Genomic DNA, 14,742 nt, shown 5'->3' with positions numbered 1-14,742 from the left:
CCAGGTATTTGTGTGATTCAGATTAAACTAGCGACAAATGGCAACTCCATTCGTCTTTAGATGGGCCAACTCAAGCCAAACGGTAAGTCCATTCGTCTTTAGATGGGCCAACTCAAGCCAAACGGTAAGTCCATTTGTCTTTAGATGGGCTAACTCAAGCCAAACGGTACTTCCATTTGTCTTTAGATGGGCTAACTCAAGCCAAACGGTAACTCCATTCGTCTTTAGTTGACCTAACTCAAGCCACACGGTAAGTCCATTTGTCTTTAGATGGGCTAACTCAAGCCAAACGGTAAGTCCATTTGTCTTTAGTTGACCTAACTCAAGCCACACGGTAACGCCATTTGTCTTTAGTTGGGCCAACTCAAGCCAAACGGTAAGTCCATTTGTCTTTAGATGGGCTAGCTCAAGCCAAACGGCACTCCCATTTTTCCTAAGTTACAAAAGAAATCCTTATTAGCTGCAGCTAATTTCTATAAAGGGTGTTCTTCAAATTAAGCATATTAAAGGTGTCCCAGGCAGCTACCTTTACCTATCTTTCGCCGATAGATATCAGACCAATATCACCAATTTATAAATAAACACTGATGTAACTTGATAGCAAATAAATTATATAAAAGGCATAATAATGGCTTTTTTATAAAAAAAGTGAAAAAAGTGTTCTGAATTAGGGATTTTCTGCTATGATTGTAAAAAACTTGTATGATGAATTAAAAAAGGAGAAAATGTTCTACGGTTGATGGATCGTCATTGCAATTCTAACCAATATTTCGTTATTAGGTCTAGCTGCAGTCGCTCTAGCCAATATATTCCAAACATCAGTTGCAACAGAATTTGGAATCAGTAACAGTGCCTTTGCAATTAGTAACGTGATTGTTCTAGGATTGGGATTTTTTTCATCTATCATTTCAAAAAAATTATCAGGTCTACATTTTAATAAGACTTATTTAATGAGTATTATTTCGTCTATTATCGGACTTGAAGGTGACAATATTTCTCAAAATTTTTATATGTCTAAAGCTTTTCCTTGTTTATTGGCTAAAGTAAAGCCATTACTAACAGATTCACTCTTTCTAGCAAAAGAGTATTCCAATGCCCATGGTTACGGTCAATCAGCTCAATAATTAGGTATGGCGATTATTTCATTAGCAGTTGCAGGGATTACAGATGTAAGTGGTGGTTACAATACTGCTGAGATCGTAATAGCAATGTTAGGAGTTGTTGGTGGTGCGTCATGGTTAGTTGCAATTACAGACTCTAAAAACTACGTAAAATAATAATATTAAACTCCGGAACAGAGAAAGTCTGTGTCCGGAGTTTTTTGTGTGTCAAGATTGTATTTTTAAACTAAAATACCCCTGTAAAGCACAGTTCATTGCTCTACAGAGGTAAAGTATATAGAAGGGTAATTCAATTAGAATGACGCCATAACGATGAAGTTTAGGATGAATAGACCCATTGAAATCCATAAAATAGGGTGAACCTCTTTCGCTTCGCCTTTAACAATCTTAACAAGTCCGTATGTAATGAAACCTGCTGCAATCCCATTAGAGATTGAATACGCCAGTCCCATGAAGACAGAAGTGAAGAAGGCTGGAACAGCGACCGAGAAATCAGACCATTCAATATCAGCAAAACTTGAAACCATTAAGATACCAACAATAATTAAAGCTGGTGCCGTTGCTGCTGTCGGAACAATACTTATAACTGGTGCAAAAAATGCTGCTAAGATAAAGCATATAGCGGTTGAAACTGAAGTTAATCCTGTACGACCTCCAGCTCCGATACCTGCAGCTGACTCAACGTAAGTCGTTGTATTAGAAGTACCAAACATCGCACCAAATACAGTACCAATTGAATCGGCGAATAATGCGCGGTCCATTTTTGAAGTAATTCCTGTTGAATCTTCTAATTCTTGAATATCTTTATCTGTAAAGATTCCTGTACGACGACCTGTTCCAATGAATGTACCAATTGTATCGAAGACATCCGCTAAACTGAATGCAAAGATTGTCATAATAACGACCGGTAATTTTGACAGATCAGAGAATAGGGAAGGTAAGCCGGCTGATGAAAAGATGACTAAGAAAGTATCTTTCAATTCAACAAAGGCATCCGTTAAAGTATTTTCAGAGAAATCAACCGTTGATAGATCAACTAAGCCAAATACCATCGCTAATAAAGTTGTCGCAATAATACCAATTAAAATTGCACCTTGAACATTTAAAATCATTAAAGCAATTGTAATGAATAATCCAATAATCACAACAAGAACCGTTGGTTGAGTTAAGTCAACTAACTCAGGTAAAATCCCACCACTTGTGACAACTGATTCAACGACACCGTTAATTTCAGTCCCGCCCGCTTGACCATTCACAGAGACGATATTTGATGCATCTGAAGTGAACTGTAATAAGCCAGCATTTTTAATACCTAGGTAACCAATAAATACTCCGATACCGGCTGAGATTGCGTGTTGTAAAAATTCTGGGATCGCAAGGATTAACATCTTACGAACTTTAGTTACTGTGATTAATACGTTAATTATCCCACAGATGAATACCATGGATAAAGCTTCTTGCCAAGTAAAACCTAAAGCAAAGACAACTGTATATGTAAAGAATGCATTCAGACCCATACCCGGTGCAAGTGCATAAGGGACATTTGCAAATAATCCAATAAATAATGTCGAGATAGCTGATGCAAATAATGTCGCTAGAAACACTGCCTGAGAAGGCATGCCAGATAATGCTAAGAGACTAGGGTTTACAAATATAATGTAAGACATTGCTAAGAAAGTTGTAATTCCCGCAACAATTTCGGTCGAAACAGTTGTGTTGTGTTCTTCCAACTTAAAAAAACGATTTAAAGCGTTCATTTTCTTCCTCCTAAAAGATGTTTATTACGCTAGTAAGTATAACAACGGACTTCTGAAATGCCTAGACCGAAACAAACGATTCGTATATATTTAGAGATGAACGTTCGTGTTTTTGATAAAAACCCATCTAAAATAATATTCACAACATATGTAGCTCATTATATACTCGTTGGCAATTATGATATAATCTATTATATGTAGGAAGAAGGTGACTTAGTATGACAAAAGAAAAAGCTTTTGTAATCGGCGATATCCATGGCATGTATCATTCGTTAGAGGTCATGTTATCTCATTGGCGCCGGGATGAAGAGCAACTAATATTAGTCGGCGATTATATTGATCGCGGACCCAATTCGGACTCTGTGTTAAAGACCGTAAGAACTTTACAAAAAGAGCATAATGCGATCCTTTTACGAGGCAATCATGAACAACTTTTCTTAAATTACTTACTTGAACCACGAAAAGAATGGAAACTTTATAAGCAAAATGGTGGTGCAACAACAATTTCCCAATTACTACAAATCCAAATCGAAGACGTTGAAGCACAAGCACCGGAGGAAGTAGTGGAGAAACTCCTTGAGAAAGAACCATGGCTGATAGATTGGCTGGAAAGTTTAGTTTATTACACAACTTTTGGTAATCATATTATTGTCCATGCAGGAGTAGACTTTACTAAATCAGATTGGCGTTACACTTCTTTGCATGATTTCTTATGGATTCGAGAAGGGTTTCATTATGAAAAAAATACGACCGGTCGCAACATCATCTTCGGCCATACACCGGTTCAAACATTGCATGAATCCGTCGAACCTTGGCAACGGGATGGCAAATGGGGTATCGATGGTGGGAATGTTTATGGCGGAAGCTTAATTGCTTTACGCATTGATCGAGAAGAAGTGAAGGATGTCGTAGTATTAAGATAGGAGATTTTTAATGGCAACAGTTATTGATACAGCAGATTTAATTAAACAAATTAATCAAGAAACAAAAATCAGTCCCAAGCAAATCCAAGCGGTACTGAATTTATTAAGTGAAGGGAATACGATTCCATTTATCGCCCGTTACCGTAAAGAAGTAACCGGATCACTGGACGAAGTACAAATTCACGATATCGAACAAAAATATACTTATGCGAAACAATTGGGCGAGCGAAAAGAAGAAGTCGTTCGCTTAATTGCTGAGCAAGAAAAATTAACCGATGAAATTGAACAAAGTATAATGAAATCTTCAACCCTTCAACAAGTTGAAGATATATACCGTCCGTTCAAACAAAGTCGCCGTACAAAGGCGATGACAGCGAAGGAAAATGGCCTAGAACCATTAGCCGAGTGGTTATTATCAGTCGAAGCAACGGATGCAACTCCAGAAGCAGAAGCAGAAAAATACTTAAACGATGAAGTGCCATCAGCACAAGACGCATTAGTTGGTGCACATGAAATCCTAGCTCAAGAAGTGTCTGATAATGCACAGTTCCGTGAATTTATTCGCAAATATACGCGCTACAATGCTAAAATCGCAACTACACTTAAAGACGAAGACAAAGATGAGAATAAAGTGTACCAACAATATTATGAATTCAGTGAACCACTCAATACATTGATGTCTCACCGCACACTCGCAATTAACCGTGCAGAAAAAGAAGGCGTCATCACAGTGAAAATTCAAGTTGATGCAGAACCTGTCATTAAATATATGTCGAACCGTTTCATCCCTAAAGAGTTAAATGAAGACAAGAAAGAGTTAGTTCAACTCGCTGTTGAAGACGCTTATAAACGCTTCATTGGACCAGCCATTGAACGTGAGATGCGTAGTGAAGCAACGGAAGAGGCCAGTCAACAAGCGATTAAAGTCTTTGGTGAGAACTTACGTAACCTCTTACTACAACCACCTTTAAAAGGACGTGTTGTCATGGGCTTTGACCCGGCATACCGTACGGGGTGTAAATTAGCTATCATCAATGAAACAGGTCGAGTATTGGATAAAGGTGTTATTTATCCACATAAACCTGCAGCAGCGCCTAAACGTCAAGCAGCTAAAGGTGAGCTATTAGAATTTATCCGTAAACACGATGTGGATATCATTGCGATCGGTAATGGGACAGCAAGTCGTGAGTCTGAACAATTTGTTTCAGATCTAATTAAAGAACATAACTTGGACACGCAATTTATCGTGATTAATGAAGCGGGTGCTTCGGTATACAGTGCGAGTGCCATTGCCCGTAAAGAGTTCCCAGACTTCCAAGTTGAAGAACGTAGTGCGGTATCAATTGCTCGTCGCTTACAAGATCCGATTGCTGAATTAATTAAGATTGATCCTAAATCTATGGGGGTAGGTCAATACCAACATGATGTGAGTCAAAAAGATTTAACGCAACAATTAGACTTTGTTGTTAACATTACCGTTAACCAGGTTGGAGTCGATTTGAATACTGCTAGTATCCAATTATTGGAGCACGTTTCAGGCTTGACTGCAGCCACAGCTAAGAATGTGATTGCACTTCGTGACGAAATAGGTCACTTCTCAAGTCGTGAACAAATAAAAGATGTCAAACGTTTAGGTCCTAAAACTTATGAACAAGCTGTAGGTTTCATGCGTATCTTAGGTGGGGAAAATCCATTAGACCAAACGAGTATTCACCCGGAAAGTTATAAAGTGGCTTTAGACATCTTAGATCAGGCAAATGTTAACGTGAATGATATTGGTTCTGAAGAGGCGATTGAAACACTAAAATCACTCAAAGCCAGTGACTTAGCAACGCAGTACGATTTAGGTGAAGAAACTATCTCAGATATTCTAGATGGGTTAATGCACCCAACGGCAGATGTACGTGACGGGCAAAATGCGCCAGTACTTCGTGCGGACGTCTTATCAATGGAAGATTTGGATGAGGGGATGCAACTACAAGGAGTCGTGCGCAACGTGGTCGACTTTGGTGCTTTCGTTGATATTGGAGTAAAACAAGATGGTTTAGTACACATCTCGAAACTTTCAAAGAATTTCATCAAACATCCGTCTGATGCTGTTTCTGTCGGAGATATTATTGAAGTTGAAGTGATTTCTTTAGACCGTCAAAAAGGCCGCATTGGGTTAAAGAGAATTTTCAATAAAAAATAATCACAAAAAAAACACGGTTGCTTCAATGAAGTCGCCGTGTTTCATTCTATATTGAGTTTATGATGCGATCGATGGGATTTGAACCCACACATCCATAAGGACACTAGCCCCTCAAGCTAGCGCGTCTGCCATTCCGCCACGATCGCGTGTTTCCTTAAATTAAAGGACAAGATTTATAATAGCACAAACGTGGTTTAGATTCAATATTTCATAGTGAAGAGAATAGAGTATATAAATCTGTTAAAGAGTGTTTATAACTGAGTAAAGTCATGGTTTTGATATAATCATAGTGTAAGTTATTAAATTTAGAAGGTATCGTCAACTTCTTAGCAGCTTCTCAAGGTACAGACGTTGACTTCTTTGAAGCTCTTCCAAATCTAGATGAATTACAAAAGAACCATATTGAAGATATTCAAGACAGATTTTACGTGATAAAAATCACCCAAGTGTCTTTGCATGGAGCTTACTGAATGAGCCAAGCACAACAACAGAAGCAGCGAATGAATATTTCGGACCATTATTTGAAGCAGCTCACAAATATGGTCCGCAACAACGTCCACGTATATTTGCCTTAATTATGTATTCAACTCCAGATGCATGTAAATGTTATCACCACGCTGATTTCCTAAGCCTGAACCGTTACTACGGTTGGTATGTTAAAGGTGGGTCAGACTTTGAAGATGCTGAACGCCTATTCCGTGATGAGATGGATGCTTGGGGAGAACTTGATTTAAATAAACCAATGATCTTTACTGAATACGGTACAGATAATTACATCGGTGAATCAAAACTTCCATCAGTGATGTGAGCAGAGCAATACGAGGATGAATACTTAGATATGTATCACCGCGTGTTTACTGATTATGAAATGGTCCAAGGTGAGCAAATTTGGAACTTTGCTGATTTCCAAACTGTTGAAGGCCTTATGCGAGTGAACGGAAATAAAAAAGGTGTATTCACACGTCAACGCCAACCAAAACGCGTCGCTTATAAATTAAAAGACCGCTGTGAAAATATTAAATGAATTTTAAACGAAGTATCCTATTAGTTTAGGGTACTTTTTCTAATGTGTGAATTTTGTGTTATAAAACTGTGTAAAAAAGGCTATAAGATTGTTATGTAAGCGCTTTAGTGGTAAAGTATAAGTATAGAAGAGAGCACTTAAGTTTGAAATTGAAAGAGGTGGGAACGATGAGAAAAGTAAAATTATTAATGGTTCCTTTAGCAATATTGACACTTGCTGGCGCAATGAACACGAGCGTTGGAACCGTCATGGCCCAAGCAGACGCAGACTACAGTACAGGCACAGTGATTACTCATACGGTTAGACCAGGCGAATACCTCAACAAAATCGCAAACGACTACGGCGTAACAGCTAACGAATTAAGATTATGGAACCACTTAACAACTGATTTATTACAAATTGGGCAACAATTAAAAATCGTCACAGACGCTGAAACACCACCGCCAACAGGCTCAGTATATACAGTAAGAGCTGGAGATACTTTATGGCGTATCGCTAACACTTATGGTGTAACAGTGAATCAGATTAAATCATGGAACAATCTATCATCTGATTTCTTATACATTGGCATGCGACTTGTTGTATCTGATCAAGGTACAACACCACCTCCATCTGAAGGATTAACTTATACAGTCAGATCAGGGGATACATTATGGAGCATTGCGAATCGTTACGGCGTAACGGTTAACCAATTGAAGTCATGGAACAATTTGTCATCTGATTTCTTAGCCATCGGCATGCGCTTAAATATTATAGGTGGCGACAATCAACCGCCATCACAAGGAACCGTTCACCGAGTACAACCCGGCGACACATTATTTAACATCGCATACCGCTACGGAACTTCAGTCAATCAATTAAAAGCATGGAACAACTTAACATCTGACTTTATCTATATTGGCACTTACTTAAGAGTGTCACAACCATAATATAGATTGAACAGCGTCAACCACTTCGGTGGTTGGCTCTTTTTTTTTGTGTTGGGAGTGGGGGGACGGGGATTTAAATTCCCTTGTCATCCAATGACAAGTCCTGTTAGTTGTTTAATTTCCCCTGTCATAGAGTGATAAGTCCAATTAAATACTCAACTCCAATCCAAACAAAAAGCACCGACCGAAGTCGATGCCAATCGCATTTTATATAAATGTTCGTTTCTTGATCTCTCCCCAAATCACTTGGCCTTTTGTCACTAGCATATAAATCAACACAATTAAACCAAAACCAAAGGAAATTAGGGAAGGGGTTTTAAATTGAATCCAACCGATTAAAAGGAAGATTATCGGCACTAAACTTAAGATAGCTACGGCAGCCCAGTATAGAACATAATCACCTGGTTTCATGCGGGTCATCCGTGCGGTGATGATCATACTAATTAAAGTCGAGCTACATATGATAGGAACTGCATAAGTTAGCGACCAAGCTGACCAACCAATTGTGTAATCTAAGTAAATGCACATGAGGGACAAGATGATTAATAAATAAAGTAAGCTTTTGGCAATGTTACGACGCTTGCGAATCAAGGTCAGCACTGCCAACCACATTGTAATTATTCCAAAGGCAGCCCCTTGAAACAATTGGATACGACCGTGATAGAGTAAGCCAATCCCAAGAATAACTGCCACAACAATTAAAGAGAAAGCCATCAAAAATTGAGTAATGAAACGGCGATTAAATTGCAAGGGCACATCTGGCATTGAACTGGATGTGACTGGAATATTACTATCAAGAGGCGCCTCACAAAGAGGGCATTTATCCCAATCACCTTTCACGCTCACGTGGCATTCTGGACACTTACGCATCATAACGACCTCCCAACTCTTCCTCAGTCACTTTGTTTACCGTCATCGTCACCGGAATATTCTCGTCACTTAAGAACCTAACATAATGACGGTAAATATCCGTTTCAATAAATGGGGACGTAAAAGTTATCGTCAATACATCATTATGACTAATTGCGCAAAACTGCGGACGAACCGCAATCGTATGAAAGTAAACTTGATGAATCATTTGATCAACTAAATAAGGGAAACTAACTAAACCAAGATTGGAAATCGCAAAAGTGAGCTTACGATTATTCATGTAATTTGCAAATTTTAAAGCCAAATCTTTAATCGGTCGCAAAATAATCCGACTTAAAGGATGGTACTCATATTGAATTAGCTGACTAAGCCAACTTTCTAAAGAATCTTTCTCTAGTTGCGGATCTAGCTGATTTTTTAATTCCTGAGAAATTGCTTCTAAAGAATTGTCACCATTCTTCTTATATTTATATTCCAACCGTGTCACCGCAAAGAAATTTTGCGCGGAATCAGAAGGGAAGAACTGACGCAAATTCACTGGCACAGAAACGGCCATCGTCTCATCCCCTTGGAAATTCGGTTCGGCTTTACGAATCGATTCCATAAAAACTGCAGTCAGATAAACTGTTAAAGAAACATTCATCGCTTTCGCTTTTTTCAAAATATCTTTGACTGGCATTTCCAATTCAACGACGCGCGGGCGGTAATCTGACGTGTAAGTTCCTTTGTAGCGATAGACTTTTCGACTCGGTTTGGGTTCATTTTCAACCGCAGGGAATAAGAAGTTTTTTGCCTTAGCACCGACCGTTGTAACTCCCCGTAAAGCTGATTGGGCAGCTTTCGAAAAGTTCAATTGATCCTTTCGTCTAAAATGGCGCTCGAAACTGTCTTCACTCGATTGGTCATGAATATAAGTTGAGACATCAACGTCTTCATCTTTCAATTCAGGGTGTTTTAAACTCAAATACTCGGTAATTAAATCTTGGAAGAACCACATCGCCCCCGTTCCGTCAGATAAGACGTGAAAAACCTCAAGACTCACACGTTTTTTCCAGTACATGACGCGGAATAATAAATTCCGCCGATCGAAAAAATACAAAGGACGACAAGGTGTGTTCGTATCTGGCTCTACCTTAGGCTTCAAATCACTTTCTTCCAAGTAATACCAAAAGAAACCGCGCCGCAATACACTGTGATAAAGTAAATTTTGCTCAAAGACTTTATTCAAAGCTTGTTGTAACAAGTCAGGGTCCACTGTATCAGTGACTTCAGCACTGATTCGAAACACTTTACTATCACGGTTAGACATCGCTGCTAAGAAGATATTTGATGCGTTATCTAGGCGAACCCAATTTTTACGCTCATTAACTTTCTGATTCTCCACGTATGTCACTCCTTCTCAAGTGATTCTCTAAATAATCTTTGATTAAAAAATAAGTTGTATCAATAATACCTTCATTTAATGGGGCAAAAAGAAAATTATGAACAGTATCTTTTGCACGCATAATTTCCACTTGGTTCCCAGCTTCTAACAACATGTAGCCATAAACTTCACCTTCATCACGTAAAGGGTCAAATTCAGATGAAATAACTAAAGTGTCCGGTTGATTACTAAAATCCTCAGTCATTAACGGTGCGATGTACGGATTCTGTCTTTTGACCTCGTCCGGTTCATACATTTCCATATATTCCTGCATTTTCTTTGCTGTGAGTCCATAGTCATAGCCATTCTCCTCAACACTTTTAAAAGGAGACGCTTCATCGTGGCGCCAATACGTCACAGGATTAATTAAAATTTGTTTACTTGGTAAAGGTTTTCCTTCATTACGTAAGCGTAAAGAAACGGCAGCAGCTAAATTTCCTCCAGCTGAGTTTCCAACAATAATAATATTACGCGCGCCTTTAATTCCCGTTAAATCCGGACGTGATAAAAGTAGTTGAGCGACGTGATAACAGTCTTCGAAACCAGCAGGGTAAGGATTCTCAGGTGCTTTTAAATAATCAACCGCTAAGACAATCCGCCCCATTTGATCAGCCAAACGACGACAATCTTTTGTATAGGTATCTATATTTCCTAAAACCCAGCCCCCACCATGAAAGAATAATATAATGTCACTACTCATCAATTTTTTTGGACGAAAAATACGAATCGGAATTTCATGACTTTGATCTGCAGAATATATCTTCTGATCCAAATACTGAAAGCGGGATTTAGAAGGGGTGACAAAAACCTTTTGTAATTGCCGTACGAATTTGTATGATTCATGCATATTAATCGTTGGCGATGATAATAATTTTAATGCAAAACGTTTAAGAGTATTCATATTACTACCTCATAATATTTAGTTTTCTTCAGTGTGTCGTATATCAAGAGAAGTGTCAAGTTGTTAGTAAAAAATGTTCGGAAGATATTTTGAAATTATGGGACACAGTTGAATTAAATGCGAAGATCGAGCAATTCTTGGATGACTATGAAAAGTGACAATGTGTTGTGGAAACATTTAGATATAAAAACAAATTTGCAGAGACTGAAAAATTTGTTACAAATAAAATGAGCATCAACCCGTATCACTTCTAACTTATAGCTATATTTGTTAAAATTAAAGAATAGAGGAGGAGTTAATAATGGTAAGAAAAATTATTGAAGAGCAAAATGAGAAAGCAATTGAAACATTGGCGCGCATAGCAGTCAAAGATGATTTAGCTGAGTTTAAAAGTGCATTCAAAGAAAAATATCAAAGTGATTGGGATACAATTGTAGAGACATTAAGAGACGAAGATCATGTAGATGGCCTCTCAGCTCCAGAACACTTCTTAGAAGAGCTATTTAAAGAAAATCGCCAACAAATTAATGAATAGATACACTAAAACTCCCAATATGTTGCGGGAGTTTTTTAATATGTTACAGTATTCAAATGTTAGTCGAGGTTAGGGTAGTACCAACCCTTTAGAAAACGAAAAGCCACTAAACCATGATAAGCGTCACTATGGGAATTCAAAATATCAGATTACCGTCAAAAGCTACACAAAGATAATTCAAAGTGATGCTTTCTCCAGAATCCCTCCAAAAACTACAAATCTCAATCCGCTTAAATCTACTTAACCCGCTTTATATACGCAAAAATCACAATTCTCAACAAAAAAGACAAGCCCAGCTGAGCTTGTCTAATTAAGAAGTTAATTTTATGGCTAATAATTATTGGTTAGCTACGTCTACAATCGCTTGTAAGTAACCTGAAGTGTCAGCTAAAGTTGAACCTGATACAACATCAGCAACATTTCCTTCTTCGCCTAAGTCTTGTAACTCAGCAACCGCTTCTTCTAATTCAGCCGTAGTTTTACCAGCAGCGAATTGAGTAATTGCTTGTAAGTTTTCTGCGTACGGAACAGTTGATCCAGCAATGTCAGTCATTAATTGAGAGTAAGCTTCAGAGTTTTCTAATTTAGAAACTAAAGTCACTCCTTCAGCGATACCTTCACCAAATGGAGCGTCCGCGTTTGGAACACCTGACCATTGATCACCTTCAACAAATTGGAACTCGTCTAAAGCAGCAACAACAACTTTATCACCATCTACTGCTGTAGTAACGATTGCGAATGATTGGTCACCATGTGGTGCAGCTACGGCTTGTTTTAATTCTAAATTAGCAGCATCTGCTTCAGCACCAGTGAATTCAGTACCTTCGTTAGCAGCGTCAATGAAGGCTTGTAAGTAACCAGCTGAGTCAGCTAAAGTTGCACCTGATACTACGTCAGAAACATTTCCATCTTCACCTAAATCATTTAAAGCAGTAATGCCTTCTTCGATTTCAGCAACAGTTTTGCCTTTAGCAAAGTCTTCGATAGCGTTTAAGTTATCTGCATAAGTAACAGTTGAACCAGCCATATCAGCCATCATAGCAGAGTAGCCTTCGCTGTCCGCACGTTTACTGATTAAAGTTACACCGTCAGCGAAACCTTCACCAAATGTAGCATCTGCGTTTGGAACACCAGTCCATTGATCACCTTCAACAAATTGGAATTCATCGATTTGTGCGTCAACAATGACATCACCTTGCATTGCCACAACAACAGAAGCGAATGATTTGTCACCGTGAGGAGCTAAGTAAGCCACTTTTAAAGTTGTTGTTTCTTGAGCTTGAACGGCAACTGTCTCAGCAAAAGGTGTTACATTGTTCACTGGTGAACTAATAGCTAATGCAAGCGAACTTGCTGTTAATAACAATAATGGTAGTAATGATTTCTTTTTCATTTTATATCCCCCTTGTCTCTTTGAGTATATATTAGCACGTCTTGTGATTAAATGCACGTACTTTTTAACATTTTGAATAAAATAATTTAATGACTTGAATTCTTCCTCATTCAATACTAATTAGGAATAATGGCTAGGTTTTGATAAAATGGGTAAGACATTGAAATTGGAGGAAATAAAAAATGGCAAACAAAGTACCATTTAAGAAAAATGACACGTTCACCGGAACGGTCGAAGACATAACATCACAAGGGCAAGGCGTTGTAAAACTTGATCATTATCCATTCTTTATCGAAGGGGCGATTACAGGCGAAGTTGTTAAATTCAAAGCGATGAAAGTCGGTAAGACTTACGGGTTTGGACGCTTACTTGAAATTATTGAAGAGAGTCCAGAGCGCGTGGAGATGACTGATGCTATCGGACGTCAAATCGGGACAATGACACTGCAACATATGAGCTACGACGCTCAATTAGCATACAAAGAACAACAAGTTAAATCAGCTTACGAACGTATTGGCCACTTTGAAGATGCAGAGATCCGTCCTGTACTAGGTATGGAAAATCCATGGGAATACCGTAATAAAGCACAAATCCCAGTAAGAGAAATCAATGGCCAACTAGAAACCGGCTTCTTTAGAAGAAACTCACATGATTTAGTGCCAGTTGAAAATTTCTTTATTCAACATAAAGAAATTGATGAAGCCATCTTAATTGTGAGAGATATCTTAAGACGATTCCATGTGCCTGCTTATAATGAAAAGAATCATACAGGAATTATCCGTCATGTAGTTGTAAGACGTGGACATTATAGCGGTCAAGTGATGGTGACACTTGTAACGAATAAACGTAAGATGCCAAACGAAGAAATCATCGTCGATGCAATTGCGGAAGAAGTACCAAATATCGCAAGTATTGTACAAAACGTGCAAACGAAACGTACGAATGTCATTCTAGGTCGTCAAAGTTTAGTATTATGGGGCCAACCTTATATTGAAGATTCGATGTTAGGCTTAACATTTAGAATCTCATCTAAATCTTTCTACCAAGTGAATACACCCCAAGCAGAAGTTCTATACAAAACTGCGATTGATGCAGCGGACTTACAAGGGAATGAGACTGTTCTGGATGCGTATTCTGGAATCGGGACAATCGGTTTATCACTCGCTCAACATGCGAAACAAGTGTATGGGATGGATATTGTGGATGAAGCCGTTGAAATGGCTAAGCAAAATGCGAAGTTAAACGGCATTAAAAATGCAGCCTTCGAAGTCGGAAGTGCGGAAGAATGGTTACCAAAATGGAACGAAGCAGGCATCAACTTTGATGTTATCGTTGTTGATCCACCACGTAAAGGTTTAGATCAAGTCTTTGTGGATGCAGTGATTGAACAACAACCTGAAAAGATTGTATATGTTAGCTGTAATCCAGCAACTCAAGCGAGAGATGCACGATTATTCGCGGATGCGGGTTATGATTTACAATTTGTCCAACCGGTTGATTTATTTGGACAAACGACTCATGTTGAAGCTGTTGCCTTATTTACAAAAGCATAATTTATATTTGAAAGAAGTCTGTGTGAACAGGCTTCTTTTTTATATGCCATCATTTAAAAAGAAAGAGTTTAAACTGGGTCGATTAATAGATAACTTTAAAGAAACTTCAACTTCCTTACTAC

13 protein-coding genes, 1 tRNA gene and 1 pseudogene are annotated in these 14,742 nt (G+C 38.4%); 8 read left to right on the top strand and 7 right to left on the bottom strand.

The features are described from left to right. Positions 1-27: 27 nt before the first annotated feature. Positions 28-363: a hypothetical protein gene (locus HW423_RS02090; protein ID WP_218930289.1), complete on the bottom strand. Its 336-nt coding sequence runs from the start codon at positions 361-363 to the stop codon at positions 28-30. A 587-nt stretch (positions 364-950) separates the two neighbouring features. On the opposite strand from HW423_RS02090, the gene HW423_RS02085 reads away from it, so the two are divergent. Both HW423_RS02085 and HW423_RS02080 read left to right on the top strand, forming a co-directional pair. Next, positions 951-1,124, top strand: coding sequence for a hypothetical protein (locus HW423_RS02085; protein ID WP_218930288.1), 174 nt, complete (start codon positions 951-953; stop codon positions 1,122-1,124). Between the two features lie 6 nt (positions 1,125-1,130). Further along, the gene (locus HW423_RS02080) at positions 1,131-1,277 is read left to right on the top strand and encodes a hypothetical protein (protein WP_218930287.1); all 147 of its coding nucleotides are present in this window, start codon (positions 1,131-1,133) and stop codon (positions 1,275-1,277) included. Between the two features lie 137 nt (positions 1,278-1,414). Here the strand turns inward: HW423_RS02080 and HW423_RS02075 are convergent, their stop codons facing one another. Then, positions 1,415-2,878: an NCS2 family permease gene (locus tag HW423_RS02075; protein ID WP_218930286.1), complete on the bottom strand. Its 1,464-nt coding sequence runs from the start codon at positions 2,876-2,878 to the stop codon at positions 1,415-1,417. Between the two features lie 218 nt (positions 2,879-3,096). Between HW423_RS02075 and HW423_RS02070 the strand changes: the two genes are divergently transcribed. Both HW423_RS02070 and HW423_RS02065 read left to right on the top strand, forming a co-directional pair. Continuing rightward, positions 3,097-3,801: a metallophosphoesterase family protein gene (locus HW423_RS02070; protein ID WP_218930285.1), complete on the top strand. Its 705-nt coding sequence runs from the start codon at positions 3,097-3,099 to the stop codon at positions 3,799-3,801. Positions 3,802-3,811: 10 nt separating this feature from the next. Continuing rightward, entirely contained in the window at positions 3,812-5,992 is a 2,181-nt protein-coding gene (locus HW423_RS02065; RefSeq protein WP_218930284.1) for a Tex family protein, read from the top strand. Positions 5,993-6,055: 63 nt separating this feature from the next. Here the strand turns inward: HW423_RS02065 and HW423_RS02060 are convergent. Further along, positions 6,056-6,138 (bottom strand) — tRNA-Leu (locus HW423_RS02060). Between the two features lie 275 nt (positions 6,139-6,413). Here HW423_RS02060 and HW423_RS11060 point away from each other — a divergent pair. Together HW423_RS11060 and HW423_RS02045 are read left to right on the top strand one after the other, a co-directional pair. Then, positions 6,414-7,016 (top strand): annotated as a pseudogene (locus HW423_RS11060) (glycoside hydrolase family 2 TIM barrel-domain containing protein). Positions 7,017-7,183: 167 nt separating this feature from the next. Further along, positions 7,184-7,945, top strand: a complete 762-nt coding sequence (locus HW423_RS02045) for a LysM peptidoglycan-binding domain-containing protein (protein ID WP_218930282.1) — start codon at positions 7,184-7,186, stop codon at positions 7,943-7,945. A gap of 207 nt (positions 7,946-8,152) precedes the next feature. Here the strand turns inward: HW423_RS02045 and HW423_RS02040 are convergent, their stop codons facing one another. Genes HW423_RS02040 through HW423_RS02030 form a run of 3 tightly spaced genes read right to left on the bottom strand, consistent with a single transcriptional unit; the run spans position 8,153 to position 11,139 of the window. After that, positions 8,153-8,818, bottom strand: coding sequence for a DUF6320 domain-containing protein (locus tag HW423_RS02040; protein ID WP_197103735.1), 666 nt, complete (start codon positions 8,816-8,818; stop codon positions 8,153-8,155). Further along, positions 8,808-10,199 carry a condensation domain-containing protein gene (locus HW423_RS02035; RefSeq protein ID WP_328803106.1) on the bottom strand — a complete coding sequence of 464 codons (1,392 nt, stop codon included), beginning with the start codon at positions 10,197-10,199 and terminating at the stop codon, positions 8,808-8,810. Before HW423_RS02035 ends, HW423_RS02040 begins: the two co-directional genes overlap by 11 nt. After that, positions 10,180-11,139 carry an alpha/beta hydrolase gene (locus tag HW423_RS02030; RefSeq protein ID WP_218930281.1) on the bottom strand — a complete coding sequence of 320 codons (960 nt, stop codon included), beginning with the start codon at positions 11,137-11,139 and terminating at the stop codon, positions 10,180-10,182. Before HW423_RS02030 ends, HW423_RS02035 begins: the two co-directional genes overlap by 20 nt. A gap of 301 nt (positions 11,140-11,440) precedes the next feature. Here HW423_RS02030 and HW423_RS02025 point away from each other — a divergent pair, with 301 nt between their 5' ends. Beyond that, positions 11,441-11,674, top strand: coding sequence for a hypothetical protein (locus HW423_RS02025; RefSeq protein ID WP_218930280.1), 234 nt, complete (start codon positions 11,441-11,443; stop codon positions 11,672-11,674). Between the two features lie 337 nt (positions 11,675-12,011). On the opposite strand, the gene HW423_RS02020 is transcribed toward HW423_RS02025, so the two are convergent. Beyond that, entirely contained in the window at positions 12,012-13,067 is a 1,056-nt protein-coding gene (locus tag HW423_RS02020; protein ID WP_218930279.1) for a peptidoglycan-binding protein, read from the bottom strand. A 182-nt stretch (positions 13,068-13,249) separates the two neighbouring features. On the opposite strand from HW423_RS02020, the gene rlmD reads away from it, so the two are divergent. Continuing rightward, complete coding sequence (rlmD, locus tag HW423_RS02015; protein WP_218930278.1) at positions 13,250-14,620, top strand: 23S rRNA (uracil(1939)-C(5))-methyltransferase RlmD; 1,371 nt, start codon at positions 13,250-13,252, stop codon at positions 14,618-14,620. Positions 14,621-14,742 lie beyond the last annotated feature (122 nt).

Source organism: Ruoffia halotolerans, assembly GCF_014049385.1.
GTDB lineage: Bacteria > Bacillota > Bacilli > Lactobacillales > Aerococcaceae > Ruoffia > Ruoffia halotolerans.
This window is presented reverse-complemented; position numbering and strand designations above follow the sequence as displayed.